29 protein-coding genes are annotated in these 22,899 nt (G+C 68.7%); 17 read left to right on the top strand and 12 right to left on the bottom strand.

The window, feature by feature from the left end; all coding sequences use genetic code 11:
• Genes LT972_RS05765 through LT972_RS05755 form a run of 3 tightly spaced genes read left to right on the top strand, consistent with a single transcriptional unit; the run spans position 1 to position 3,095 of the window.
• Positions 1–363, top strand: a complete 363-nt coding sequence (locus tag LT972_RS05765) for a succinate dehydrogenase hydrophobic membrane anchor subunit (RefSeq protein WP_232572245.1) — start codon at positions 1–3, stop codon at positions 361–363.
• A 1-nt stretch (position 364) separates the two neighbouring features.
• Positions 365–1,246 carry a succinate dehydrogenase/fumarate reductase iron-sulfur subunit gene (locus LT972_RS05760; RefSeq protein ID WP_232572244.1) on the top strand — a complete coding sequence of 294 codons (882 nt, stop codon included), beginning with the start codon at positions 365–367 and terminating at the stop codon, positions 1,244–1,246.
• A 1-nt stretch (position 1,247) separates the two neighbouring features.
• On the top strand, positions 1,248–3,095 hold the full coding sequence (locus LT972_RS05755) for an FAD-binding protein (RefSeq protein ID WP_232572243.1): 1,848 nt from the start codon (positions 1,248–1,250) through the stop codon (positions 3,093–3,095).
• A 125-nt stretch (positions 3,096–3,220) separates the two neighbouring features.
• On the opposite strand, the gene LT972_RS05750 is transcribed toward LT972_RS05755, so the two are convergent.
• The 3 genes from LT972_RS05750 to purD are packed head-to-tail and all read right to left on the bottom strand — an operon-like array spanning position 3,221 to position 5,242.
• Positions 3,221–3,415, bottom strand: coding sequence for a XapX domain-containing protein (locus LT972_RS05750; protein ID WP_232572242.1), 195 nt, complete (start codon positions 3,413–3,415; stop codon positions 3,221–3,223).
• A 39-nt stretch (positions 3,416–3,454) separates the two neighbouring features.
• The gene (locus LT972_RS05745) at positions 3,455–3,910 is read right to left on the bottom strand and encodes a ferritin-like domain-containing protein (protein ID WP_232572241.1); all 456 of its coding nucleotides are present in this window, start codon (positions 3,908–3,910) and stop codon (positions 3,455–3,457) included.
• 45 nt (positions 3,911–3,955) lie between these two features.
• A complete protein-coding gene (gene purD / locus LT972_RS05740) occupies positions 3,956–5,242 on the bottom strand; it encodes a phosphoribosylamine--glycine ligase (protein ID WP_232572240.1) in 1,287 nt (428 codons plus the stop codon).
• A gap of 150 nt (positions 5,243–5,392) precedes the next feature.
• On the opposite strand from purD, the gene LT972_RS05735 reads away from it, so the two are divergent.
• Positions 5,393–7,534, top strand: coding sequence for a thioredoxin domain-containing protein (locus tag LT972_RS05735; RefSeq protein WP_232572239.1), 2,142 nt, complete (start codon positions 5,393–5,395; stop codon positions 7,532–7,534).
• Here the strand turns inward: LT972_RS05735 and LT972_RS05730 are convergent.
• The gene (locus tag LT972_RS05730) at positions 7,524–7,889 is read right to left on the bottom strand and encodes a thioredoxin family protein (protein WP_232572238.1); all 366 of its coding nucleotides are present in this window, start codon (positions 7,887–7,889) and stop codon (positions 7,524–7,526) included. The genes LT972_RS05735 and LT972_RS05730 overlap by 11 nt on opposite strands.
• A 125-nt stretch (positions 7,890–8,014) precedes the next feature.
• Between LT972_RS05730 and LT972_RS05725 the strand changes: the two genes are divergently transcribed.
• Positions 8,015–9,010, top strand: a complete 996-nt coding sequence (locus LT972_RS05725) for a PLP-dependent cysteine synthase family protein (RefSeq protein ID WP_232572237.1) — start codon at positions 8,015–8,017, stop codon at positions 9,008–9,010.
• Here the strand turns inward: LT972_RS05725 and LT972_RS05720 are convergent.
• The 4 genes from LT972_RS05720 to cyaB form a co-directional block, all read right to left on the bottom strand.
• Positions 9,007–9,459, bottom strand: a complete 453-nt coding sequence (locus LT972_RS05720) for a DUF5804 family protein (RefSeq protein ID WP_232572236.1) — start codon at positions 9,457–9,459, stop codon at positions 9,007–9,009. The genes LT972_RS05725 and LT972_RS05720 overlap by 4 nt on opposite strands.
• Positions 9,456–10,631: a tRNA sulfurtransferase gene (locus LT972_RS05715; protein WP_232572235.1), complete on the bottom strand. Its 1,176-nt coding sequence runs from the start codon at positions 10,629–10,631 to the stop codon at positions 9,456–9,458. Before LT972_RS05715 ends, LT972_RS05720 begins: the two co-directional genes overlap by 4 nt.
• 364 nt (positions 10,632–10,995) lie before the next feature.
• On the bottom strand, positions 10,996–12,216 hold the full coding sequence (locus LT972_RS05710) for a methionine adenosyltransferase (protein WP_232572234.1): 1,221 nt from the start codon (positions 12,214–12,216) through the stop codon (positions 10,996–10,998).
• Positions 12,217–12,282: 66 nt separating this feature from the next.
• The gene (gene cyaB, locus LT972_RS05705; protein WP_232572233.1) at positions 12,283–12,897 is read right to left on the bottom strand and encodes a class IV adenylate cyclase; all 615 of its coding nucleotides are present in this window, start codon (positions 12,895–12,897) and stop codon (positions 12,283–12,285) included.
• Positions 12,898–13,009: 112 nt separating this feature from the next.
• Here cyaB and LT972_RS05700 point away from each other — a divergent pair, with 112 nt between their 5' ends.
• The gene (locus LT972_RS05700; protein WP_232572232.1) at positions 13,010–13,210 is read left to right on the top strand and encodes a DUF7511 domain-containing protein; all 201 of its coding nucleotides are present in this window, start codon (positions 13,010–13,012) and stop codon (positions 13,208–13,210) included.
• Positions 13,211–13,270: 60 nt separating this feature from the next.
• Positions 13,271–14,185, top strand: coding sequence for an FKBP-type peptidyl-prolyl cis-trans isomerase (locus tag LT972_RS05695; RefSeq protein WP_232572231.1), 915 nt, complete (start codon positions 13,271–13,273; stop codon positions 14,183–14,185).
• Positions 14,186–14,275: 90 nt separating this feature from the next.
• On the opposite strand, the gene LT972_RS05690 is transcribed toward LT972_RS05695, so the two are convergent.
• Positions 14,276–14,902: an RAD55 family ATPase gene (locus tag LT972_RS05690; RefSeq protein ID WP_232572230.1), complete on the bottom strand. Its 627-nt coding sequence runs from the start codon at positions 14,900–14,902 to the stop codon at positions 14,276–14,278.
• Positions 14,903–14,929: 27 nt separating this feature from the next.
• The gene (locus LT972_RS05685; protein WP_232572229.1) at positions 14,930–15,568 is read right to left on the bottom strand and encodes a MinD/ParA family ATP-binding protein; all 639 of its coding nucleotides are present in this window, start codon (positions 15,566–15,568) and stop codon (positions 14,930–14,932) included.
• 93 nt (positions 15,569–15,661) lie between these two features.
• Between LT972_RS05685 and pyrB the strand changes: the two genes are divergently transcribed.
• The 5 genes from pyrB (at position 15,662) to LT972_RS05660 (ending at position 18,857) form a co-directional block, all read left to right on the top strand.
• Positions 15,662–16,564, top strand: a complete 903-nt coding sequence (gene pyrB, locus LT972_RS05680; RefSeq protein WP_232572228.1) for an aspartate carbamoyltransferase — start codon at positions 15,662–15,664, stop codon at positions 16,562–16,564.
• Positions 16,561–17,019 (top strand): aspartate carbamoyltransferase regulatory subunit, encoded by a 459-nt coding sequence (gene pyrI, locus LT972_RS05675; protein WP_232572227.1) that lies wholly within the window; start codon positions 16,561–16,563, stop codon positions 17,017–17,019. Before pyrB ends, pyrI begins: the two co-directional genes overlap by 4 nt.
• Positions 17,020–17,234: 215 nt before the next feature.
• Positions 17,235–18,062, top strand: a complete 828-nt coding sequence (locus tag LT972_RS05670) for a hypothetical protein (protein ID WP_232572226.1) — start codon at positions 17,235–17,237, stop codon at positions 18,060–18,062.
• A gap of 116 nt (positions 18,063–18,178) precedes the next feature.
• Positions 18,179–18,388 carry a DUF1918 domain-containing protein gene (locus tag LT972_RS05665; protein WP_232572225.1) on the top strand — a complete coding sequence of 70 codons (210 nt, stop codon included), beginning with the start codon at positions 18,179–18,181 and terminating at the stop codon, positions 18,386–18,388.
• A 49-nt stretch (positions 18,389–18,437) separates the two neighbouring features.
• Positions 18,438–18,857, top strand: a complete 420-nt coding sequence (locus tag LT972_RS05660; protein WP_232572224.1) for an RNA-binding protein — start codon at positions 18,438–18,440, stop codon at positions 18,855–18,857.
• On the opposite strand, the gene LT972_RS05655 is transcribed toward LT972_RS05660, so the two are convergent.
• A complete protein-coding gene (locus LT972_RS05655; RefSeq protein ID WP_232572223.1) occupies positions 18,849–19,043 on the bottom strand; it encodes a DUF7501 family protein in 195 nt (64 codons plus the stop codon). The two genes, LT972_RS05660 and LT972_RS05655, sit on opposite strands and share 9 nt — an antisense overlap.
• A gap of 82 nt (positions 19,044–19,125) precedes the next feature.
• Between LT972_RS05655 and LT972_RS05650 the strand changes: the two genes are divergently transcribed.
• The 5 genes from LT972_RS05650 (at position 19,126) to LT972_RS05630 (ending at position 22,474) form a co-directional block, all read left to right on the top strand.
• Complete coding sequence (locus tag LT972_RS05650; RefSeq protein ID WP_232572222.1) at positions 19,126–19,830, top strand: RNase P subunit p30 family protein; 705 nt, start codon at positions 19,126–19,128, stop codon at positions 19,828–19,830.
• Positions 19,814–20,416 (top strand): class I SAM-dependent methyltransferase, encoded by a 603-nt coding sequence (locus LT972_RS05645; protein WP_232572221.1) that lies wholly within the window; start codon positions 19,814–19,816, stop codon positions 20,414–20,416. The genes LT972_RS05650 and LT972_RS05645 overlap by 17 nt, the downstream gene beginning before the upstream one ends.
• Complete coding sequence (locus LT972_RS05640) at positions 20,413–20,892, top strand: Rpp14/Pop5 family protein (RefSeq protein ID WP_232572220.1); 480 nt, start codon at positions 20,413–20,415, stop codon at positions 20,890–20,892. The genes LT972_RS05645 and LT972_RS05640 overlap by 4 nt, the downstream gene beginning before the upstream one ends.
• A gap of 2 nt (positions 20,893–20,894) precedes the next feature.
• Entirely contained in the window at positions 20,895–21,683 is a 789-nt protein-coding gene (gene psmA, locus LT972_RS05635) for an archaeal proteasome endopeptidase complex subunit alpha (RefSeq protein ID WP_232572219.1), read from the top strand.
• Between the two features lie 65 nt (positions 21,684–21,748).
• A complete protein-coding gene (locus LT972_RS05630) occupies positions 21,749–22,474 on the top strand; it encodes a ribosome assembly factor SBDS (protein ID WP_232572218.1) in 726 nt (241 codons plus the stop codon).
• Here the strand turns inward: LT972_RS05630 and LT972_RS05625 are convergent, their stop codons facing one another.
• A complete protein-coding gene (locus LT972_RS05625; RefSeq protein WP_232572217.1) occupies positions 22,475–22,792 on the bottom strand; it encodes an FUN14 domain-containing protein in 318 nt (105 codons plus the stop codon).
• Positions 22,793–22,899: the final 107 nt, after the last annotated feature.

Raw genomic sequence — 22,899 nt, 5'->3', positions numbered from 1 at the left:
ATGGCAGAACGCTACTCCTCGTTCAGTTCGGGTTCGACCACGTGGCTGCTCCAGCGCGTCACGGCGGCGTTCCTCGTCGTCGTGCTGGCGTTCCACTTCTTCCTGTTGCACTTCGTTCACCACGCCTACGAGATCGAGTTCCTCGGTAGCCAGGCCCGCATGCAGGACCTCGGCTACTACGTCACGATGATTCTGTTCCTCGTGACGGCGACGTTCCACGGCGTCAACGGCGTCTACAACGCGCTCGTGAACCAGGGCATCGACGGCAAAGCCAAGCGCGCCGCACAGATAGTGCTCGGCGTCGCCAGCATCCTGCTCGTCGTGCAGGGCGTCCGCGTCGCCAACGCGCTCGCGGGGTTCTAACATGAGTACGCAGACACCCGAAACCGAGACCGAGACGGAGTCCGAGACCGAACAGCCCGCGTCCAGCCCCCACCAGGAGCGGCGGCTGGCGGAGAAACGAGAGCGCGCCGAGCGCGAGGCCGCCGAGGAGGCAGCCGACGCGACGAAGTTCGACGGCGAGACGCTCGAACTCAAGGTCTTCCGCTACGACCCCGAAATCGAGGGGAAAGAGGAGCCGCGCTTCGACTCCTTTACCGTCCCCAAGGAACAGGGGATGACCGTCCTCGACGCGCTCATCTTCGCGCGCGACGAGTACGACTCCAGTCTGACGTTCCGGCACTCCTGCCGGCAGGCGGTGTGTGGCTCCGACGCGTTCTTCGTGAACGGCCAGCAGCGCCTCGGCTGTCAGACCCAGATTTCGGAGTTGGACACGCCGGTGCGCGTCGAACCGCTCCCCCACCAGGACGTCGTCAAAGACCTCGTGGTGGAGATGGACCACTTCTACGACCAGATGGAGACGGCCCAGCCCTTCTTCGACCCGGACGACCTGCCGGAGGGGGAACTCGAAGAGCAGCGCCAGAGCCGCGAGAACCGCGAGAAGATCAAGCTCTCGACGCGCTGTATCTGGTGTGGCGCCTGCATGTCCTCGTGTAACATCGCCGCGGGCGACAACAAGTACCTCGGCCCGGCGGCCATCAACAAGGCCTACCGGTTCTACATGGACGAACGCGAGGGCGAGCAAAAGCGCCAGGAGCGCCTCGAAATCATCGAGCAGGAACACGGCGTCTGGCGCTGTCAGACGCAGTTCTCGTGTACGAACGTCTGTCCGAAGGACATCCCGCTGACCGAGCACATCCAAGAACTCAAGCGAGAGGCAGTCAAGCAGAACCTCAAATTCTGGTAACATGTACGAGCACGACGTCATCGTAGTCGGCGGCGGCGGCGCGGGGCTCCGCGCGGCCATCGCCGCCCACGAGGAAGGCGCAGACGTAGCAATCGTCACGAAACTCCATCCGGTGCGCTCGCACACGGGCGCGGCGGAGGGCGGTATCAACGCCGCGCTCCGCGACGGAGACTCGTGGGAGGACCACGCGTACGACACGATGAAGGGCGCGGACTACCTGAGCGACGCGCCCGCCGTCGACACGTTCGCACAGACGGCTCCCGAGGAAGTCATCCAACTCGAACACTGGGGGATGCCGTTCTCCCGCGAGGACGACGGGCGCGTGAGCCAGCGGCCGTTCGGCGGCCTGAGTTTCCCGCGGACGACGTACGCGGGCGCCGAGACCGGCCACCACATGCTCCACACGCTGTACGAGCAGGTGGTGAAACGAGGCATCGAGGTGTACGACGAGTGGTACGTGAGCCAGGTCGCCGTCACCGACGAGGACGACCCGAACGAGCGCGACTGCCACGGAGTCGTCGCGTGGGACGTCCAGACCGGCGAAATCGCGGGCTTCCGCGCTCGCGAGGGCGTGGTGCTCGCGACCGGCGGGCTCGGCCAGGCGTTCGACCACACGACCAACGCCGTCGCGAACACCGGGGACGGCGTCGCCATCGCGTACCGCGCGGGCGTGCCGATGGAGGACATGGAGATGATTCAGTTCCACCCGACGACGCTCCCCTCGACCGGCGTCCTCATCAGCGAGGGCGTGCGCGGCGAGGGCGGCATCCTCTACAACTCCGAGGGCGAGCGCTTCATGTTCGAGTACGGGTACGCGACGAACGACGGCGAACTCGCGTCCCGCGACGTGGTGGCGCGCGCCGAACTCACGGAGGTCAACGAGGGCCGCGGCGTCGAGGACGAGTACGTCTACCTCGACATGCGTCACCTGGGCGAGGAACGCATCACCGACCGACTCGAGAACATCCTCCACCTCGCGGAGGACTTCGAGGGCGTCAACGGCCTCGAGGAGCCGATGCCGGTCAAGCCCGGCCAGCACTACGCGATGGGCGGCATCGAGGTCAACGAGCACGGCGAGACGTGCATCGACGGCCTGTACGCGGCCGGCGAGTGCGCGTGTGTGAGCCTCCACGGCGCGAACCGCCTCGGCGGGAACGCGCTGCCGGAGCTCATCGTGTTCGGCGCTCGCGCCGGCCGTCACGCGGCGGGCGCGGACATGCCGGAGCCGAAAATCGAGACGGGGCCGTACGACGACGCCGAGCGCGAGGAACTCGGCGTGCCGGTCGGCGCGCCCGACGGCGACGCGGACGCGGTCGAGCCGGCGGCTGACGGCGGCGAAGCCGTCGACGCCGACGACCGCTCGCCGGACGCCGTCGTCGAAGCCACCGCGGAGGCCGAGCGCGAACGCATCGACACCCTACTGGAGCGCGAGGACGGCGTGAACCACGCCGACGTGCGCTCTGACCTCCAGGAGTCGATGACCGCGAACGTCAACGTGTTCCGCGAAGAAGAGGGCCTGAAGCAGGCGCTCCGCGACATCCAGCGCGCTCGCGAGCGCTACCAGGACGTGTACGTCGCGGACAAGTCCCGGACGTTCAACACCGACCTCCAGCACACCATCGAGACGCGGAACCTCCTCGACGTGGCGGAAGCCATCACGATGGGCGCGCTCGCCCGCGACGAGTTCCGCGGCGCGCACTGGCGGAAGGAACACCAGGAGCGCAAGGACGACGAGTGGCTCAAGCACACGATGGTCTCGTGGAACGACGGCGAGCCGGAACTCTGGTACCGGCCGGCCATCCTCGAGGGCGACGAGCAGACCTACGAGCCCAAAGAGCGCTCGTACTGACGGCCGAACCTTCTTCTGCGAGCACGCGACCATCTCGTCGCGTGACCTGACTGCGAGCGCGGGCGAGGAGCGCGAAACCGGCGGAATACTCGCTCGCGGCGGAACGATTCCGTCTGTTCGCTACGCTACAGCCCGAGCGCTTCGACCACGTCGAAGCCGGCGTCGAAGTGGTGGACGAGTCGGTAACCGAGCCAGACGCCGACGATGCCCATCACGCCGGCGAGCGACGGCGGCGCGGGCACGGGGATTCTGAGGAACGCGAAGAACGCGCCGACCGTGAGGCCGGCGAGCGTCGCCAGAACGACGAACACGGGATTCATGGCTGTCCCGTGGGCGGCCGCGGTGAAAAACCGACGGAATCAGTCCGCGCGGTACTCCTTCCGGAAGCCGCGGAACTCGGTGCGGTGGGCTTCCTCGTCGGCGAGGATGGTTACGGCGAGGTCCTCCGTGACGGGGTCGTCGGCTTCCTCCGCGGCGTCGATGAGGTCGCGGTACGTCTGGATGGCGTCCTCCTCGGCGTCGAGGACGCCCTCGATGACCGACAGCACGTCCGTCGTGTCCTCGGGCGGCTGGAGGGAGTGCTGGCGGGCCTCGAACTCGGCGCTCGCGGGCGGCGCCTCGTCCAGTTGCTTGAGGCGGCCGCCGAGTTGCTCGGCGTGCCCGAGTTCCTCCTGGATGTCCTGCTGGAGGGACTCCTTGATCTCCTCGGCGCGCACGCCGTCGAGGACGATGGAGTTCGTCATGTAGTTCATCACCGTCTCTATCTCGTCGCTGTACGCCTTCCTGAGCAGTCGCGTGACCTCGTCGCTGGTCATGTCGACGGCTACGGCGACCAGCCATATAGAACGGGTGGCCGACTCCTACTCGCTGCGAACGTCAGCGACGTGGTCGACGCGGGACTGGAGGAGTTCGTCGCTCCCGATGTCGCGGCGGACGCGCACGCCCTCGGGGAGGTCGGCGAGTGCGGCGTCCGCCTCGTCGTTCGCGTCGGCGAGCGTGTCGCCCGACCCGACGACGGCGAACGACCGCGACGTGGTGGTGTAGACGCCGTCCTCGCGGGCGTCGACGCTCGCGTAGAACAGGCTGGCGTCGCCCACCGAGTCCTCGTCCACGGAGATGCGCGTCCCGCCCTCCGGGTTCGTCGGGTAGCCCTCGGGGACGGCGTACTTGCAGACGGTCGCGACCTCGGCGAAGTCGAGGTCGGGAAGGGGTTCGCCGTCCCGAGCGGCGGTGAGAACGTCGACGAGCGGCGTCTCCATCGCGGGGAGCGTGTTCATCGCTTCCGGGTCGCCGAAGCGCGCGTTGAACTCCACGACCTTCGGACCGTCGGCGGTGAGCATGAACTGACCGTAGAGGACGCCGCGGTACTCCGGGAGGCCCTCGACGACCGCTTCGATGGTGTCGACGGCAGCCTCGTAGTCGGCCTCGGTGGCGAACGGCAGGAGTTTGCCGGGGCCGGCGATGCTCCCCATGCCGCCCGTGTTCGGGCCTTCGTCGCCTTCGTAGGCGCGCCCGTGGTCGTGGGCGACCGGCGTCGCGCGCACCTCGCCGTTCGCGACGAACGCCTGCACGGTGATTTCCTCGCCGACGAGGCGCTCCTCTATCACCCACTCGTCGTGGTCCGCGCTCCGCACGTAGTCGGCGGCCTCCGCCTTCGTCACCTGGTCGCCGGTGACGCGAACGCCCTTCCCGCCGGTGAGGCCCGCGGGCTTGACTGCCACGTCGCCGTCGACGCTCTCGACGTAGTCGGCGGCGGCGTCGGCGTCCGCGAACGTCTCGAAGTCGGCCTGTCCGGGGACGTCGTGTTCGGCCATGAACTCTCGCTGGAACGTCTTGTCCGTCTCGATGCGGGCGTCGGCTTGCTTCGGACCGAACGCGTAGATACCGGCGTCTTCGAGCGCGTCCACGACGCCCTCGGCGAGTGGCGTCTCGGGACCGACGACGACGAGCGTGGCGTCCACGCGCTCGGCGTAATCGACGACGGCGGCGGGGTCGCTCTCATCCAGAGTTTCGAACGCCTCGGCGAGGCGGTCGATACCGGGGTTTCGGTTGCCGGCGGCGGCGTACAACTCGCAGTCGGGGGCCAGCGCGTCGGCGATGGCGTGTTCGCGGCCGCCGCCGCCGACGAGCAGGACGCGCTCTGTCATACGAGAACCGAGTGAGCAAGCAAGTGTAAACCTTCCCCTTCGACGCACCGATTGTGTACGAGTTCGTGCCCAAGTACGTCGCCGTGGGCGGTCGCCGAGACCGGTGTCGGGACGCGTGGATTTACCCGCGTGGCCGACCGACAATCGGACATGACCGACCCCACCGACCGGAACCGCCTCGACGAGGCGGGCAGCCCCTACCTCCGCCAGCACGCCGACAACCCCGTGCACTGGCAGCCGTGGGACGAGACGGCCTTCGAGGCCGCACGCGAACGCGACGTGCCAATCTTCCTCTCCATCGGCTACTCGGCGTGTCACTGGTGTCACGTCATGGAGGAGGAGTCGTTCTCGGACCCCGAAGTCGCCGAGGTGCTGAACGAGCACTTCGTCCCCGTCAAGGTCGACCGGGAGGAGCGCCCGGACGTGGACGCGCTGTACATGAAGGTGTGTCAGGTCGTCCGGGGCGGCGGCGGGTGGCCGCTGTCGGCGTTCCTCACGCCCGACCGCGAACCGTTCTTCGTCGGGACGTACTTCCCGAAAGAGGCCAAGCGCAACCAACCCGGGTTCCTGCAACTGCTCGCCGACGTCCGGGAGTCGTGGCAGACCGACCGCGGGGACCTCGAAGACCGGGCCGACCAGTGGCTGAGCGCGGCACGCGGCGAACTCGAATCGCTCCCGGACGCCGTGGAGTTGGGCGACGACAGCCCGCTCGCCGACGCCGCGCAGAACGTCGCGCGCGGCGCGGACCGCGACAACGGCGGATTCGGGCGCTCCCCGAAGTTCCCACAGACCGGCCGCGTCGACCTCCTCCTACGTGCGAACGCCATCGACGACCGGTACGGCAACGTCGCGCGCGAGGCGCTCGACGCGATGGCCGACGGCGGCCTCTACGACCACCTCGGCGGCGGCTTCCACCGGTACTGCACGGACGCCGACTGGACGGTGCCGCACTTCGAGAAGATGCTGTACGACCAGGCCAGTCTCGCGCGCACGTACGTCGACGGCTATCGCGCGTTCGGCGACGACCGCTACGCCGACGTCGTCCGGGAGACGCTGGACTTCGTGGACCGCGAACTCGGCCACCCCGAGGGCGGCTTCCACGCCACGCTCGACGCCCGGAGCCCGCCGGTCGACGACCCGGAGGGAGAACACGAGGAGGGCGCGTTCTACGTCTGGACGCCCGAGCAGGTCGACAAAGCGGTCACCGAATACGCCGACGCCGCACCGAGCGACGTCGACGACGACGTGCTCGCGGACCTGTTCTGCGAGCGCTACGGCGTCACCGAAGCGGGGAACTTCGAGCACGGCCAGACCGTGCTCACGCGCTCCGCGTCGATAGCCGACCTCGCCGACGATTTCGACCGTAGCGAGGACGAAATCGAGGAGATGCTCGACGCCGTCGAGTCGCGGCTGCGCGCGGCGCGCGCCGACCGCCCGCGTCCCGCCCGCGACGACAAGGTGCTCGCGGGCTGGAACGGCCTGATGGCGCGCGCCTACGCCGAAGCCGGTCTCGCACTCGATGCCGAGTACGGCGAGCGCGCGGCGGACGCGATACGGTTCGTCCGCGAGGAACTGTGGGACGGCGACCGGCTCTCGCGGCGAATCATCGACGAGGACGTGGCGGGCGTCGGCTACGCCGAGGACTACGCGTACCTCGCGGCGGGCGCGCTCGCGACCTACGAGGCGACCGGCGACCACGCCCACCTCGGGTTCGCGCTCGACCTCGCGGACGCGCTGCTCGACGCCTGCTACGACCCCGAGACCGGCGCGCTGTACGAAGCCCCGGAGAGCGTCGCGGACGTGGACGTGCGCTCGCAGGCGGTCGGCGAGGGCCCGACGCCGTCGCCGGTCGGCGTCGCCAGCGAGACACTGCTCGGGTTGGACGCGTTCGACCCGGACGCGTGCTACGCCGACGCCGCGGACGCGATGCTGGAGCGGTACGGCGGCCGCGTCCAGAACAGTCCGGCCGCCCTCCCCGAACTCGCGCTCGCTGCCGACACCCGTGCGGTCGGGCACCGCGAGGTCACAGTCGCGGCCGACTCGCTGCCGGACGGCTGGCGAGACGCGGTCGGTGGGGCCTACCTCCCCGACCGCTTGCTGTCGGTTCGCCCGCCGACCACGGAGGGACTGGACGCGTGGCTCGCAGACCTCGAACTCCCGGAGGCACCGCCGATTTGGGCGGGCCGCGAGAGCGACGGCGAACCCACCGCGTACGTCTGCCGGCGCGCGTGCTCGCCGCCCCTGACGACCGCCGGAGAAATCGAGTCGTGGCTCGCGGAGTTCAGTCGCTGAGTTCGTCCGCGAGGTAGACCGCCGCCTCACGGGTCTCGCGCTCCTCGAAGCGCGCGAGTTCCTCGCCGTCGCGCTCCACGACGACCGTCGGAATCAGCGTCACGTCGTACTCCGCTACCTTCTCGCCGACCTTCTCGCCGTCCTCTCGGTCCACGGGATACTGTTCGACGTTCTCCACGCCCGCCGCGTCCATCGCCGCCGCGAAGTCCGGCAGTTGGGAGCGGCAGTCGCCACACCAATCGCCGCCCCACACGCGCACGACGGCGTCGTCGCCGAGATTTCCGAACGTCTCCACGACCTCCGGGTAGGAGTCCGCGTCCCACGCCGGGTTCGGTTCCATCGTCTTCAGACTCATTGCCGGTGTTTGGCGCGTCCCCGGCAAAAGGCTCGCGCTCGCCGCGGCGGTTGCCACGGGAGAGACCCGGCAGTGCCTGCCACCGCCCGGCATATGTTTACTCCCCCAGTGCGTACACCCGCGCAATGAAGGACAGCATCCTGGACGCCATCGGGACGCCGCTCGTGCGAGTACCGGCGCCCGAGGGCGCCACCGTCGCGGCCAAACTCGAGGGGTTCAACCCCGGCGGGTCCGCGAAGGACCGGCCCGCCCGCGAGATGGTGCTGGCCGCCGAGCGCGACGGCGAAATCGCGCCGGGCGACCGCCTCGTCGAGGCGACCAGCGGCAACACCGGTATCGGGCTCGCGGTCGTCGCGGCGGCCCGCGACTACGACCTCACCATCGTGATGCCCGCGGCCATGTCCGAGGAACGCAAGCAACTGCTCCGGGCGTACGGCGCCGACCTCGAACTCGTGGACGGCGGCATGGAGACCGCCAACGAGCGCGCCGACCGCATCGCCGACGAGGACGGCGGCTTCCGGGTCTCCCAGTTCGAGAACCCCGCGAACCCGCGGGCGCACTACCGGACGACCGCCGAGGAGATTCTCGAACAAGTCGAGGGCCGCGAAATCGACGCGTTCGTCGCGGGCGTCGGCACCGGCGGCACCATCACCGGAACCGCCACGCGACTCAAGGAGGAGTTCCCGGAGATGGATGTCGTCGCGGTCGAACCCGAGGACAACGCCGTCCTCTCGACCGGCGAACCCGGCGACGACGACTTCCAGGGGATGGGCCCGGGCTTCGTCAGCGACCTGCTCGACCGAGACCTCGTCGACAGCGTCGAGACGGTCGCAGTCGGCGACGCGGAGCGTACGGTCAGAGAACTCGCGCGCGAAGAGGGCATCCTCGTCGGGCAGTCCAGCGGCGCCGCGTACCTCGCCGCTCGGCGCGTCGCCGAACGCATCGCCGAACCGGAGTTGAACTGCCCGGAGGTCTCCTTCGACGCCGACGACCTCGCGGACGCAGGGCTCGACGAGGACGCGCTCGCGGACGGCGGCGACACCTACGACGACTGCCCGCTCGTCGTCACCGTCTTCCCCGACTCCGGGGAGCGGTATCTCTCCGCGGGCGTCTTCGACTAGTTCTGGAACTCCGACTCGGTGACGCGCACGACGAACGTGTCGTCGACGTCCCGGAGGTCGTACTCGGGGCGCTCGCCCTGCACGCGCGTGACGTACATCGGCTCGACCAGTTCGCCGCCCTCGACGCCGTACACCTTCAGGCGGGCGTCCGTCTCGTTCGCGCGCTCGTCGCCGTCCCTGACCTCGGCGGCGAGGTCGCGAGACAGCCACTCGGTCTCGGAGACCGACGGTTCGCGCACGAACGCGGCGTCCGCGAGGCGGACGAGATACCAGTTCAGGTCGTTCAACAGGGAGACGGCGGCGCCGAGGCTCACCGTGTCGACGGCGACCGTGTTCTCGTAGGGCGACTCCACGTCGTAGGTCGCGAGCGCACGGCGGGCCGTCTCGTACCCGAATAGGTCGATGCGGAGGTCAACGTCGTCGCTCCCGAGGATGCAGACGCGCGTCACGCGACCACCTCCGGGCTCTCGACGTCCTCGGCGACCTCGCGGGCCCACTCGTAGAGCGCGTCGGGTTCGTCCTTCCGCACGCTCTCGATGGGCGCCGCGGTCAGCGGCTGGCTCGGCGCGAGGCGGTTGCAGCCGACCTCGATGGTCGAATCGCGGTAGGTGTCGATGTCGCGGGCGCGCCGGATTATCTCCTGTTTGTCGAGCGCGAACAGCGGCCGGTGAATCGGGAGGTCGGTCGCGCGGTCGACGACGGCGAAGTTCGCGGCGGTCTGACTCGACTTCTGGCCGAGCGCCTCTCCGGAGACGATGCCCGCGGCGCCGACCGACTCGGCGACGTGCTCGGCGACGCGGTACATGAACCGCCGGTAGGACAGCATGCGCGTCCGGCCGGTGTTCGCGGCGAGTCGTTCGACTGCGTCGCCCGCCGGCGCGACCAAAAGCGAGAGGTCTTCACCGGGCGCGTATCTGGCGAGTGCCCGGACCGTCTCCTCCGCTCGCGCGACGTGGTCGGGGCCGCCGTACTCGCCGAGGTCGAGGTACAGCGGCACTATCGGTGACCCGCGTTTCATCGCCTCCCACGCCGCCACGGGCGAGTCGATGCCGCCGGAGACGAGCGCAATCAAGGGGTCTTGGGTTCCGAGTGGCATCCCGCCGGGGCCGTCGCGGTGTTCGAGGAAGACGAACGCCTCCTCCTGTCGGACCTCGACGGAGAACGTCAGGTCGGGGTAGTCGAGGTCCACTTCGGGGTCGAAGTCGTCTTCGACGGCGTCCCAGACGGCGTCGCCGCCCGCGCGGTTCACGTCGTGGCTGTCGAAGTCGTGGTCGCCGGCGCGCCGGGCGTCCACCGCGAACGCGCCGCCGTCGTACTGTTCGCGCGCCGCGTCGGCGAGCGCGTCGCAGATGGCGTCTAGGTCCGGCGGGACGGAGACGGCGGGGCTGGCGGACACGACGCCGAAGGTGTCGGCGGCGGCGTCGGCCGCCCGGTCGGGGTCGGTGGTGCGAACGAGCAGTCGACCCCACTCGCGGTCGACCGTCCCCGGAACGTCGCGGTCGGCGAGCATCGCGTCGAGGTTCTCGCGGAGCGTTCGCTCCATGTTCGCCTGCACCGAACTCGACTTCACGCCCACGTCGCCGTGCCGGACGACCACGGAGTCCGCACCGGGCGGTAGCATACCCGATGCGAGAGGACGCGACAGTAAACACCTATCGCTCGCGCTCGGAACACTCGAAGAGCGGGGTGTGCGGACTGGTGGCAGTCGCCGTCGCGAGTCGGGTGCCACGCTGGCGCCTCGCCCGAACTCGCGCGAACCGTCAGGTCACGCGCAGGGTTGGTCCCGGTCTGGTACTTGAGATCGAGCATCCGCGAGCGCCGCGAGGCGGCGAAGCCGCCTCGGAATGCGCGAGCGGTTCACTGCGCGAGCGTAGCGAGCGCAGGCGGCGAACCCCACCGGAGGTGGGGTGACGCCGCTTTTTCCCCAAGTTTTTGCCGAGTCGGGGTGCGCTCTGCGCACCCCGACGCAGAGCAAAAAGTGGGTTCTAGAACGTCGTGAGTTCGCCGTCGATGACGCGCTGGGTGATGGCGGTGACGTCGGCGAGTTCCTCGTCGACGATGGCCTGAATCTCGGGTTCGACGTCGGGGATGGTGACACCGTCGTCGGTGACGACGTGGACGTCTGCGACGTGCGGTTCGTCGATGGGGCGACCGATTTGGGAGAGCAGGCGGACGCGGAGGTCGCGGATGCCCTCGACTTCGGCGACGACGCTCTCGGCGATTTGGGTGGAGAGGAGGTTGTAGATTTTCCCGATGTGGTTGACCGGGTTCTTCCCGGAGGTGGCTTCCATGCTCATCGAGCGGTTCGGCGTGATGAGGCCGTTCGCGCGGTTGCCGCGGCCGACGGAGCCGTCGTCGCCCTGTTCGGCGCTGGTGCCGGTGGTGGTGAGGTAGATGGAGCCGTCCTCGTAGTCGTCGGCGGTGTTGACGTGGACGGTGACGTCGCGGTCGGTGTACTCGTCGGCGAGGTCGTGGACGTGCTCGCGGATGGACTCGATTTCGGCCTCGTAGGCGTCCATGTTCGGGACGTAGGTGTCGACGAGCGCGGCGGCGACGGTGACGTCGATGTGGTCGCCCTCGCGTTTGCCCATGACTTTGACGTCCTCGCCGACGGCGGGGTTGTCCTCGCCGTAGGGGCCGTTGAGGGAGCGTTCGGTCTCCCGAACGAGGCGTTCGGTCTCCGTGAGGGGGGCGTGGCCGACGCCGAAGGAGGTGTCGTTGGCCATCGGGACGGCGGGGCCGTCGTCGCTGAAGACCTCCTGGAGGTCGCCGGAGCCTTCGCCGAGTTTCACGTCGACGATGACGTCGGTTTCGAGGTCGAGGTTCGGGAGCGTCTCGCGGAGGTAGTCGCGGGCGGCTTCGAGCGCGATGGCGTCGACGGGGATGTCGTACTCGGTGCCGTCGTCGTCGACGTAGTGGCTGGTGGCGCGGCCGACGACGAGAATGTAGATGGGTTCGATGACTTCGCCGCCGCCGAACGCGGGCGCGGCGGTGCCGGCGACGAGTTGGGTCTCGTCGGTGTTGAAGTGGAGGACTTTGCCGACGCGGTCGAGGTACTCGCGGGCGAGGGCTTCACAGACGTGCTCGGCGATGCCGTCGCAGATGGAGTCGGGGTGGCCGAGGCCTTTTCGTTCGACGATTTCGACGGTTTCGTCCTCGACCGCGCCCCGGTCGAGAGACTGCACCTGAATGTTCCGCTCGGTCATTGGCCGAATCTACCGCGTCTCGCTTTCTATAACTTGCGAAAAAGGATACCGACCGAAGTATGCGCGCTACGCATCTTCGAGGCGGAGGCCGAGGTACGAGGTCCGAATCTGGTCCGCGGGGTCGAGACCGAGGTCGCGGAGAACCGCGTACGCCGCCTCGCGCGCCGCCTCGACGTCGCCTTCCGTCTCGACCTCGGTCTCGATTTCGACGTACTCGCCGACGCCCTCGACGGCGTCCAGCAGAACCGTGAAGCCGTCGAGCCGGTAGCGTTCGCGGACCTTCCGGACGACGGCGGCCGGTTCGAACCCGAGGCGTTCCAGAATCTCGCGCATCTCGTCGCCGCCCTCGACGCCCGTCTCGAACTCCTCGCGGGTCTTCGACGCGGCCTCCACGAGCGGCCCCTTGTACGTCACTCGGGACTCGGCGTCGTGTCCGACGTCACCGTCCAGAATCGCGTCCACGAGGGCGGAGACGTCACCCGCGTCCCGGTCGAGGGCGTCAGTCGCCGTCGCCACGCGACGCACGCGCAACGCCTCGTCGGTCTCCGCGAACGTCCGATGTGGCGCGTCGAAGTACGTGTCCGATTGGGCCACCGTCCCGTCCGGCGTCGCACCCGCGTCCGCGAGCGCTTCGCGCACCGCGTCGTGGCTCGCCGGCACCTTGACCTCCACTTCGTACATGGGCGAGGCGACGAGACGCCCCGAGAAAAGGCCGGCGCTTCCCCGCGCTCTATAGTCCTACGTTCGCCTCTTAGCAGCCGTTAAACACCCGAGTACCCTCTACCCAGGTAGGATGTCAGCCGACTCCCGCCGCAGTTCCGGAGACGCCGACGACCCCGCTGACCAGCCCGCGCTGTCCGCGACCGTCGTCCCGTACACCGACGCCCCAGACCGCTGTACGGTCAGTCCGGCGGACGCAGACGACAGGCGGCGGCTGACAGAGTGGCTGTCCGTCGACGCGGACGCGGTCGTCCCGCTTTCCGACGCGCGCTGACGGCGGCGCCGACGGGCGAGAAACGTGATTCTTAAGGGTGAAACGAGAGTCCATAGGGGTATGAGCGACGAATCCGAGGCCGACACGGCCGATGAATCCGACGCACAACAGGGACTTCAGGAGGGCGACTTCGTCGAAATCGCCTACACCGCGTACACCGTCGACAGCGGCGAACTCGTCGACACCACCGACAAGGAAGTCGCCGAGGAGGAAGGCGTCGAGACCGAGGACCGTGACTTCTCCCCGCGCACCATCGTGCTCGGTGAGGGCCACCTCTTCGAGGCCGTCGAGGACGACATCGTCGGCAAGGAGGTCGGCGACTCCGGCACCGTCGTCGTCGAGCAGGCGTTCGGCGAGTACGACGACGACGAGGTCCGCACGGTGAGCGCGCAGAAGCTCCCCGAGGACGACCGGTACCCCGGCGCCCATGTCGACATCGACGGCGAGCACGGCCACGTCGAAGCCGTCATCGGCGGCCGCGCACGCGTCGACTTCAACCACCCGCTCGCCGGCGAGGACGTCGAGTACGAGTACGAGATCGTCGGTGAGGTCGAGGACCGCGTCGAGCAGGCGAAGGGCCTCCTCCAGATGTACTTCGACGTCGAACTCGACATGGACATCGAGACCGACGAGGTCGAGGAGGAAGTCGAGAACGACGAGGGCGAGACCGAGACGGAGACCGTCGAGAAGGAGACGCTGTACATCGAGCAGTCGCCCCAGCTCCAGTTCAACCAGCAGTGGATGATGGGCAAACAGCAGATTCTCAATCAGGTCATCGACATGCTCGACCTCGACCGCGTCATCGTCCAGGAGGTCATCGACGGCCAGCCGGCCGGCATGGGCGGCATGGGCGGCATGATGGGCGGCATGGGCGGCGGCGAGGACCTCGGCGACGTCGAGGAAGCCCTCGAAGACGCCGACGTGGACGCCGACGAAATCGTCGACGAACTCGACGAAGAGCTCGACGAAGAGTAACGACCCACCAGTCTTCTCCGTTTTTCCCGTCGAGAAGTGGCGACGCTACCGCGGTGGCGAGAGGGGTAGGTGATGCCTCGACTGGAACGGTCAGGCGATGTCGCGGCTGGTGTCGACCTGCACGCGCTCGCGGAGATTGAGTTTGATGGGGGAGTCGAGAGAGGCGCCGCCGCGGAACTTCGGCACCGAGAGTTTGGACTCGATTTCGCCGCCGGCCTCCTCGACTTCGAGGCGGAACACCACGTCGACCATGTGCTGGGTGGTGCCCCGGAGGTCGGTGGTGTGGTCGGTGTCGAGACAGTGGAGGACGGCGACGCCGCCGACGTTGCGCATGTGGTTGCCGAGTTCGTTGAGGAAGTTCTCGTAGCGGCTGCGGTCGGCGCGCTCCAGGGAGTCCACGGGGTCGATGACGACGGTGGACTCCTCGGGGACGCTCCGGAACGCGCGCCGGGCGTTCTCCAGGGAGTCCGCGCCGGGGATGTAACCGACCTGCGGGTCGCCGGTAGGGGCGGTGGTCTCCTCGAAGGCGTCGCGGACCGCCTGCTCGGTGCGGTCCGTGGTGAGATAGAGCGTGGGGCGGGGGCGCGTGAGTTCGTAGAGCAGTAGCTCTCCTTGGCTCGCCGGTGGCGCCTCGTAGGCCACCACCGTCCCGGCGGGTACCCCGCCGCCGAGCTCTCGGTCGAGCACGTCGATGCCCGTGGAGAGCCGCCCTGCCATGACTTACCGGTAGTGGCCCGCGGCACGTTAACTGTTTGGCCGCGCGGCGTCGGCGAGCGCGCGGTAGGCCGACCGGGCGGTCGCCGCTCTGAGCGGCGCGTCGGCGGCCGGGACGGGGACGACGCGAGGGGCGTCGAGGGCGTCGCCGAGGCCGCGGGGGACGGCTGGTTCGCGGGAGACGGCGACAGCGCGGACGGGCGTACCGACGGCGCGCGCCATCGCGGCGGTCTTCACGGCGTCCTCGACGCTCTCGCGACCGCGCGTGGCGACGACGAGACAGCCGTCGGCGGCACGCAGGGGGCGGGCGGCGGCCTCGCTCGCGCCGGCGGGACAGTCCAAGACGACAGGCCGGTCGTCAGAGAGCGAAGCGATGGCAGCCGCGAGCGCGTCGCCGTCCGCGTCGCCCGCGGGGAGAACGTCCACGCCGGGAACGGCGGGCGACTCGTGAGCGAGCGCCGCGGGGTCGCCAGCGGCGTCGATACCAGCGTCGCTGACGGTACCCACGCCGGGGTCGCGGGGCACGTCGGCGCGCAGGTGGAGGTTCGGCGCGTCCAAGTCACAATCCACGACGAGTGGCCGGCGCCGCCGCTCGGCGAGGGCGCTGGCGACGCCGAGTGCCGTGGTCGTCTTCCCGCTCCCGCCCTTGCCGCCGGCGACTGCGAGCACGCCGCGAGGTGGTGGCGGTCTGGTACTTGAACCTCGGGGTGGGTCGTCGGCGCTCCGGGAGATTTACACCGACCGAGCGCGCCGAGTCGAACGATGCGTCACGACCACCTCCTGACCGCCAAACAACTCTCGCGAGAGGACGTAGAGACCGTCCTCGATCGGGCCGCGGAGTTCGATCGGGACCCCTCGGCGGCGCGCGAGCGACACGCGGGCGAACTGCTCGGGTTGTGTTTCTTCGAGCCGAGCACGCGCACGAAGATGAGTTTCGAGACTGCCGCCAAGCGCCTCGGCGCGGACGTCGTGGACATGGGGTCCGTGGAGTCCTCGTCCGTGAAAAAGGGCGAGTCCCTCGCGGACACGGTGCGGGTCGTCGAGGGGTACGCGGACGCGCTCGTGCTCCGACACCCGAAGCAGGGCGCCGCGAAGATGGCCAGCGAGTACGTCGACGTGCCCGTGGTGAACGCGGGCGACGGCGCCGGCCACCACCCGAGTCAGACCCTCCTCGACCTCTACACGATTCGGGAGCACGCGGGCCTGGACGACATCTCGGTCGGCATCATGGGGGACCTGAAGTACGGGCGGACGGTCCACTCGCTGGCCCACGCGCTCACGAACTTCGACGTGCGCCAGCACTTCGTCAGCCCCGAGAGCCTGCGTCTGCCTCGGTCGGTTCGCTACGACCTCCACGAGTCGGGCGCGCAGGTCCGCGAGCACGAGGACCTCGAAGACGTGCTGCCGAACCTCGACGTGCTGTACGTCACGCGCATTCAGCGCGAGCGCTTCCCGGACGAGGACGAGTACGAGGCCGTGGCGGGCGAGTACTCGATTACGCCCGACGTCCTGGAGCGCGCGAAAGACGACCTGTCGGTGATGCATCCGCTGCCGCGCGTGGACGAGATCGCGCCCGAGGTGGACGACACCGACTACGCGACGTACTTCGAACAGGCACACAACGGCGTCCCGGTACGGATGGCTCTGCTGGACCTCCTGCTATGACAGACACCGAACTCCGCGTCTCGAAGATTCAGAGCGGCACCGTCATCGACCACGTCACCGCGGGCGAAGCGCTGCACGTCCTCACGCTGCTGGGCATCGACGGCTCCGGCGGCGAGACGGTGAGCCTCGGCATGAACGTCCCCTCCGAGCGCCTCGGAAAGAAAGACGTGGTGAAAGTCGAGGGCCGCGAGCTGAGCGAGTCCGAGTTGGAGGTGCTGTCACTCATCGCGCCGGAGGCCACCATCAACATCGTGCGGGAGTACGACGTGGTGGACAAGCGCCGCGTCGAACCGCCCGAGGAAGTCTCTGGCGTGTTGACGTGTCCGAACCGCGACTGCATCACGAACGCGGGCGAACCCGTGGCGACGCGGTTCGCGGTGCTGGACGACGGCCTGCGCTGTGAGTACTGCGGCGACATCGTGCGAGACGACATCACGGCCCACCTCGCGGACTGACCCCGCAAAGCGTTTACCCCCGGCGCGAGTAGTGTCAGGCATGGCACGGAAACTGGTGAAGGTCGCCGTCGCGTTGCTCCTGATTGCGCTCGTCTGGAAGGTCGTCCTCGGCGGCGACGAGGCCGACCACGAGGAAATCGACCGCATCGACTGACGTCCCCCAGTGCGGTACCGAGAGCGAACGACTTAGGCCGCCCCGCGGTCAACCCCTTCTCATGTACGGCGTCGTCACGCGTAACGCCGAGGAACTCGACTGGCCGGAGTTCGACCGCGCGTTCTACGAGGTCAAGGACGTCACCGGCCGCCACACCGACCCCGTGGAGAACGCCGTCAACATGGTGTCGTGTTTCGGGGACAACGCCACCGCCGGCACCGACCCCGAACTCGTCCCCGTCGACGACGAGGGCAACAAGGCGACGCGGGACCGCCCGTACTTCGACTGGGCGTACGTCTGTCCGAACGCCGAGGACTACCGGAACGGCGTGCTGACGGTCGTGGAGACCTGCGCCGAACTGAACGAGGACGTGCGCCTCGACGACGTGGGGTTCCCGCGCGCCGAGTACTGCCACTGCGAGCGCTGCGAGACGGCGTTCGCCGAATCGGAGTACGACGACTGGCAGGACTGGCGCGCGAGCGTCGTCACGGAGTTCGTCGCCGACGCCGTCGACCGCATCCCGGGGAAGACGTACCTCACGCTCTACCCCGACCCCTACCCGGGCCACCTCTACGAGCGCGCCGGCCTCGACTTGGACGCGCTCTCGGAGTTGGTCGACGAGTTCGTCGTCCCCCTCTACGACACCGCGTACGGGACGACGTACTGGCTGGAGACCATCGCGTCGGGCTTCGAGGACGCGCTCGACGCGCCGTTCAGCGTCGAACTGTACGCCGTCGACGTGGACGTGGAGAACCTCGTCCACGCCGCGGAGGTCGCCGACGAGTACGCCGAGGACGTGTTCTTCGGCTACCAGGCGAGCAACGCGCGCGCCGCGCTCCGCCGGATGGACGCCGAGGAGCGCGACGGAAAGTCCTTCGGCCCTGAGTAGTCGTCGCGCGCCACGGAACGGCGCCGGGCGGGCGTGCTCCGCGTTCCGGTGCGTGTCCCGCGCGCTGCGGACGCGGAATCGGGGTGTTTTTGGGCGGGCCGGCGGTACGCCGTGGTATGAGCTTCGAGGAAGACGACGAAGTCGTCCTGCACGACAAGCACAGCGAGTTCGACGGCGAGACCGGGACGGTCACGCAGGTCGTCGAGACGATGTTCGGCGAACCGAACTACACCGTGAGTTTCGAGGACGGACAGGAGGCCGGCGTCCCCGCCGACAACCTCGAAGCCGCCGAGGGCGACGCGGACGACGAAGCCGACGAGGAGTAACGACCGACAGTAGCGGTCCTTTTACGCGCCGAGCGACTACGCAGTCCCAATGAGCGAGGTTCCGTTCCACTACGTCGACCTCCGGACGTTCTGTTACGACACGGAGGACGAGAACCGCGTCGCGGACGCGCTCCGGCACTTCCTCCCCGAGGACGTCGAACTGGAGCGCGCAGAGTCCACGGGGCATCTCGGCGACCGCATCGTCGTGTTGTCCGCGCGCGTCGAGCGCGCCGACGAGATGCGTCACGTCCTCTCCGTGCTCCGGGACGGCGCGGACATCGAGAAGATTCGCACCGAACTCGGCGAGCGCGTCGACGACAACTGCTCGTTTTTCGTCCACCTCGACAAGCAGGCCGCGTTCCAGGGCGACGCCGAACTCGGCGGCGGCATCTCCTTGCGCGCGAAGGTCGAAGCGTACCCCGCGAAGAAGGACGCCGCGGTGGAGAACGCACGCGACGCGCTATCCTAACCACTCCGGCCCGACGTCGCCCGCGACGTTCTCCCGCCACTCCTCGAAGCGGCGGCGACACGCGGGGTTCTCCTCGACGTGTTCGATGAACCCGGCGCCGCCGTCGCGGAGCGACGCGCCACAAAAGGGGCAGGCGTCCGGGTCGTCCCAGTCCACGTCCTCCGGGTCGCGCTCGTAGTCGCCCATACGTAGAGTATCGCCGGCCATCGACCTAAATCGGTCGTCGGGAACGCACGCGTTTTTACCGACGGCCGAGTTACGTGGGGTCGTGTACGAGGCCGTTTTCGCCCACCCGGACGGCGACAGCACCGTCGCGCGGTTCGCCGCGACGGCCGCGAGCGACGGCTACGACGGCGTCGTGGTGCGGAGCCGGCACGGCTCGCGGCCGGACGTCGACTACGCCGCGGTCGCCGAGGAGTACGACATCGACGTCGTGGAGGGCGTCGAGGTGGTCGCCGAGGACCGGTCGCAGGCCAGCGGTACCGTCGGGAGCATTCGCGAATCGGTGCCCCTGCTCGCGGTGCGCGGCGGCACCCCGGACATGAACCGGTTCGTCGCCGAGTCGCCGAAAGTGGACGTGCTCGCCGCCCCGATGCAGGGCCGGGGTGACGTGAACCACGTAATCGTGAAGGCCGCAAAGCGCAACGGCGTGCGACTGGAGTTCGACCTCTCGGGCGTCCTGCGGAAGGACGGCGGCGCGCGAGTCCAAGCCCTGCGCGGCCTCCGGAAACTCCGCGAGCTCGTGGCGTACTACGACGCGCCGTTCGTCGTGAGCGCGCGCGCCGCGTCCCACCTCGAACTTCGCGCGCCCCGCGAACTGCTAGCGGTCGGCGAGACAATCGGGTTCGACCGCGGCCAGATTCGCTCGGGCCTCGAAGAGTGGGGCGCGTTGGCAGCCCGCAACCGCGAGTTGTTGTCCGGGGAGTTCATTGCGCCGGGCGTCGAAACCGGCGAGCATGAAGAAGACGCTTGACGAGCACGCCGCTCGCTTCGACGACGTGGCCGCGGAGTACGACGACGACCAGACGCCGGAGTACAACGAGTGCGTCGCGCTCGTGCTCGAACACGCCAGCCCTGACGGCGGGGACACCGTCCTCGACTTGGGGTGTGGCACGGGCGCCATCGCGCTCGCGCTCGCCGAGGACGCCGGCCGCGTCGTCGGCCGCGACATCAGTGACGGGATGATGGAACAGGCCCGCGAGAAGGCCGACGAGCGCGGCCTCGACAACGTCGAATTCGGCGAGGGGCGGTTCCGCGAGCCCAACTTCGACGGCGACGTGGATGTCGTGACCTCGAACTTCGCGATGCACCACCTCAGCGACGCCGAGAAGCGCGACGCGATTGCGACCATCGCGGACCTCGCGCCCGACAGAATCGTGCTCGGGGACGTGATGTTCTTCGGCGAGCCGAACCCCGAGGAGCCGTTCTACAGCCCCGAGGTCGACGACCCCGCGACAGTCGGCGTGCTCGCGGACGCGTTCACTGACGCCGGGTACGCGCTGACCGCCGTCGAGATGGTCCACGAACAGGTCGGCGTGCTGGTGGCCGAGCGAGCGTGAAACACCTCCCGAAGCACCTCCGGCCGCGGTGGCGCTACCTCGCCGTGGAACTGGAGGCGTGGCCCGACGCGGACGTGAGCAGGGACGACTTCCAGCGGAGTCTCTGGTTCGCCGCGCAGAACCTCCTCGGGGACGTGGGGAGCGCGGACGCCGACCTGCGCGTCGTCGACTTCTCGTTCGCGGACGGCGCCGGCGAGGTCATCGTGCGCGTCCGCCGCGGCGAAGTCGAGCGCGGTCGGGCGGCGCTCGCGTGCGTGAGCGCGGTGCGCGACGACCCGGTTCGCGTGTCGGTCCGCGGCGTCTCGGGGACGATGCGGGCGGCCGAAGAAAAGTATTTAGGACGGACGGCTGAAGTTTCAGCGGACGAACGAGTCGCGTTCGGCGGCGACTCCCGACCGGCGTTCGCGCGCGGCGACCGCGTCGACGTGGACGTCGAGGGGTCGTTCGTCGGAGCAACCCGACTCGACTGCGAGTAACCATGCAGGGCCAGAACCAACAGCAGGCGTACGACCGGGGTATCACCATCTTCTCCCCGGACGGTCGCCTCTATCAGGTCGAGTACGCGCGAGAAGCGGTCAAGCGAGGCACGCCGAGCATCGGCGTTCGCACCGAGGGCGGCGTCGTCCTCCTCGTCGACAAGCGCATCAACTCGCCGCTGATGGAGGAGTCCTCCGTCGAGAAGATTCACAAGGCAGACGACCACGTCGGCATCGCGAGCGCGGGCCACGTCGCGGACGCCCGCCAACTCATCGACTACGCGCGACGGGACGCCCAAATCAACCGCGTGCGCTACGACGAACCCATCGCGGTGGAGACGCTGACGAAGGACATCACCGACCACATCCAGCAGTACACGCAGGTCGGCGGCGCGCGCCCGTTCGGCGTTGCGCTCCTCATCGGCGGCGTCGACGACGGCGAACCCCGCCTCTTCGAGACCGACCCCTCGGGGACGCCCTACGAGTGGAAGGCCATCGCCATCGGCGAGAAGCGCGCGGACGTCCAGGACTACCTCGAAGAGCACTACCGCGAGGACCTCACGCTCGACGAGGGCGTGGAGCTGGCGCTGCGCGCGCTCGGCGAGATTCGGGACGAACTCACGCCGGCGGGCGTCGGCGTCGGCACCATCGACGCGGAGACGGGGACGTTCCTCGAACTGTCCGACGACGAGATTCGCGAGTACCTCGGCGAGCACGAACTCCTCCCCGAGGCGGACGAAGGCGAGGAAAGCGACGAGACGAGTGCGGAGGACGAGGAGACCGAGGAGTAGCCGACGGCCCGACAGCGGCGGCGCGCGGGAAAAGGGCTTTTTAGCGGACCACCCAATGGTGGGGTATGATTTCACTCGACGAGGCCGTGACGGCGCGCCTCGAGACACACGGCGAGCGCTTCGAGGTGCTCGTGGACCCGGACGCGGCACTCGAAATCAAACGCGGCGAGTTCGAGGGCGAACTGGAGGACGTCATCGCCGCCCGCGACGTGTTCGAGAACGCGTCGCGGGGCGACCGACCCGCCGAGGAGGACCTAGAGGAGGTGTTCGGGACGACCGACCCGATGGAGATCATTCCGGAGGTCATCGAGCGCGGGGAGATTCAGATTACGGCCGAGCAACGCGAGGAGATGCAAGAGCGCAAGAAGCGCAAACTCATCAACACCATCTCGCGGAACGCCATCAACCCCCAGATGGACGACGCGCCCCACCCGCCCGAGCGCATCGAGAGCGCGCTCGAGGAGGCCGGCTTCACGGTCGACCCGATGGAGCCCGCCGAACAGCAGGTCGACGACGCGCTCGACGCGCTCCGGCCCGTGATTCCGATTCGCTTCGAGGAGGTCACCGTCGCCGTCTCGCTGCCGGCGGACTACGCGGGCAGCGGACAGGCGAAACTCCGCGAGTTCGGCGAGTTAGAGCGCGAGGAGTGGCAGGCCGACGGCTCGTGGGTGGGCGTGTTGACGTTCCCCGCGGGGATGCAAAACGACTTCTACGAGCGCGTGAACGAGGTGTCCTCCGGCGAGGGCGAGACGCAGATAATCAAGGACAAGGACGACCTGAAGACGCGCTAACTATCCGCGCCGGAAGCCGAGCAGGAACCCGCCCGTGAAGCCGGCGCTCACGGAGAGCGTCGAGAGGAGCGTGTTCACCCACGACGGCGGTGCGCCGTTCGCGCCCATCTGAGTGGCGTCGACCATCCCGGCGGTGAGTCGCTCCCAGTCGACGGTGATGATGCCCCGGGATTCGAGGAACTTGAACAGCGCGAGCTCGAGGCCGACCAGCACCGCGATGAGTTTCGCGACCTTCTTCGCCGCGAACCCGATGATGGCTCCGATGCCGGCGCCACCACCGAACTCGAGGCCGAGAGAGGTCAGATTGACGTCTACCATAGCTACCACTCCGCAACCAACTGGTAAGTCTCTTTTGCCCGTCGACGGGTGACTGCGCGGCGGTCGCGGGCCGCCGTGGGATTAAGTAGCGCCGGACCGTATCACCG

This window comes from Halobacterium litoreum (assembly GCF_021233415.1).
Classification (GTDB): domain Archaea; phylum Halobacteriota; class Halobacteria; order Halobacteriales; family Halobacteriaceae; genus Halobacterium; species Halobacterium litoreum.
Note: the sequence above shows the minus strand (reverse complement) of the source record. Positions and strands in the feature narration are given on the sequence as shown.

Bases quoted from the DNA above. Each gene is read 5' to 3' on its own strand.
- LT972_RS05765 (WP_232572245.1), top strand. From the start codon at position 1: ATGGCAGAACGCTACTCCTCGTTCAGTTCGGGTTCGACCACGTGGCTG.
- LT972_RS05760 (WP_232572244.1), top strand. From the start codon at position 365: ATGAGTACGCAGACACCCGAAACCGAGACCGAGACGGAGTCCGAGACC.
- LT972_RS05755 (WP_232572243.1), top strand. From the start codon at position 1,248: ATGTACGAGCACGACGTCATCGTAGTCGGCGGCGGCGGCGCGGGGCTC.
- LT972_RS05750 (WP_232572242.1), bottom strand. From the start codon at position 3,415: ATGAATCCCGTGTTCGTCGTTCTGGCGACGCTCGCCGGCCTCACGGTC.
- LT972_RS05745 (WP_232572241.1), bottom strand. From the start codon at position 3,910: ATGACCAGCGACGAGGTCACGCGACTGCTCAGGAAGGCGTACAGCGAC.
- purD (WP_232572240.1), bottom strand. From the start codon at position 5,242: ATGACAGAGCGCGTCCTGCTCGTCGGCGGCGGCGGCCGCGAACACGCC.
- LT972_RS05735 (WP_232572239.1), top strand. From the start codon at position 5,393: ATGACCGACCCCACCGACCGGAACCGCCTCGACGAGGCGGGCAGCCCC.
- LT972_RS05730 (WP_232572238.1), bottom strand. From the start codon at position 7,889: ATGAGTCTGAAGACGATGGAACCGAACCCGGCGTGGGACGCGGACTCC.
- LT972_RS05725 (WP_232572237.1), top strand. From the start codon at position 8,015: ATGAAGGACAGCATCCTGGACGCCATCGGGACGCCGCTCGTGCGAGTA.
- LT972_RS05715 (WP_232572235.1), bottom strand. From the start codon at position 10,631: ATGCTACCGCCCGGTGCGGACTCCGTGGTCGTCCGGCACGGCGACGTG.
- LT972_RS05710 (WP_232572234.1), bottom strand. From the start codon at position 12,216: ATGACCGAGCGGAACATTCAGGTGCAGTCTCTCGACCGGGGCGCGGTC.
- cyaB (WP_232572233.1), bottom strand. From the start codon at position 12,897: ATGTACGAAGTGGAGGTCAAGGTGCCGGCGAGCCACGACGCGGTGCGC.
- LT972_RS05700 (WP_232572232.1), top strand. From the start codon at position 13,010: ATGTCAGCCGACTCCCGCCGCAGTTCCGGAGACGCCGACGACCCCGCT.
- LT972_RS05695 (WP_232572231.1), top strand. From the start codon at position 13,271: ATGAGCGACGAATCCGAGGCCGACACGGCCGATGAATCCGACGCACAA.
- LT972_RS05690 (WP_232572230.1), bottom strand. From the start codon at position 14,902: ATGGCAGGGCGGCTCTCCACGGGCATCGACGTGCTCGACCGAGAGCTC.
- pyrB (WP_232572228.1), top strand. From the start codon at position 15,662: ATGCGTCACGACCACCTCCTGACCGCCAAACAACTCTCGCGAGAGGAC.
- pyrI (WP_232572227.1), top strand. From the start codon at position 16,561: ATGACAGACACCGAACTCCGCGTCTCGAAGATTCAGAGCGGCACCGTC.
- LT972_RS05670 (WP_232572226.1), top strand. From the start codon at position 17,235: ATGTACGGCGTCGTCACGCGTAACGCCGAGGAACTCGACTGGCCGGAG.
- LT972_RS05665 (WP_232572225.1), top strand. From the start codon at position 18,179: ATGAGCTTCGAGGAAGACGACGAAGTCGTCCTGCACGACAAGCACAGC.
- LT972_RS05660 (WP_232572224.1), top strand. From the start codon at position 18,438: ATGAGCGAGGTTCCGTTCCACTACGTCGACCTCCGGACGTTCTGTTAC.
- LT972_RS05655 (WP_232572223.1), bottom strand. From the start codon at position 19,043: ATGGGCGACTACGAGCGCGACCCGGAGGACGTGGACTGGGACGACCCG.
- LT972_RS05645 (WP_232572221.1), top strand. From the start codon at position 19,814: ATGAAGAAGACGCTTGACGAGCACGCCGCTCGCTTCGACGACGTGGCC.
- psmA (WP_232572219.1), top strand. From the start codon at position 20,895: ATGCAGGGCCAGAACCAACAGCAGGCGTACGACCGGGGTATCACCATC.
- LT972_RS05630 (WP_232572218.1), top strand. From the start codon at position 21,749: ATGATTTCACTCGACGAGGCCGTGACGGCGCGCCTCGAGACACACGGC.
- LT972_RS05625 (WP_232572217.1), bottom strand. From the start codon at position 22,792: ATGGTAGACGTCAATCTGACCTCTCTCGGCCTCGAGTTCGGTGGTGGC.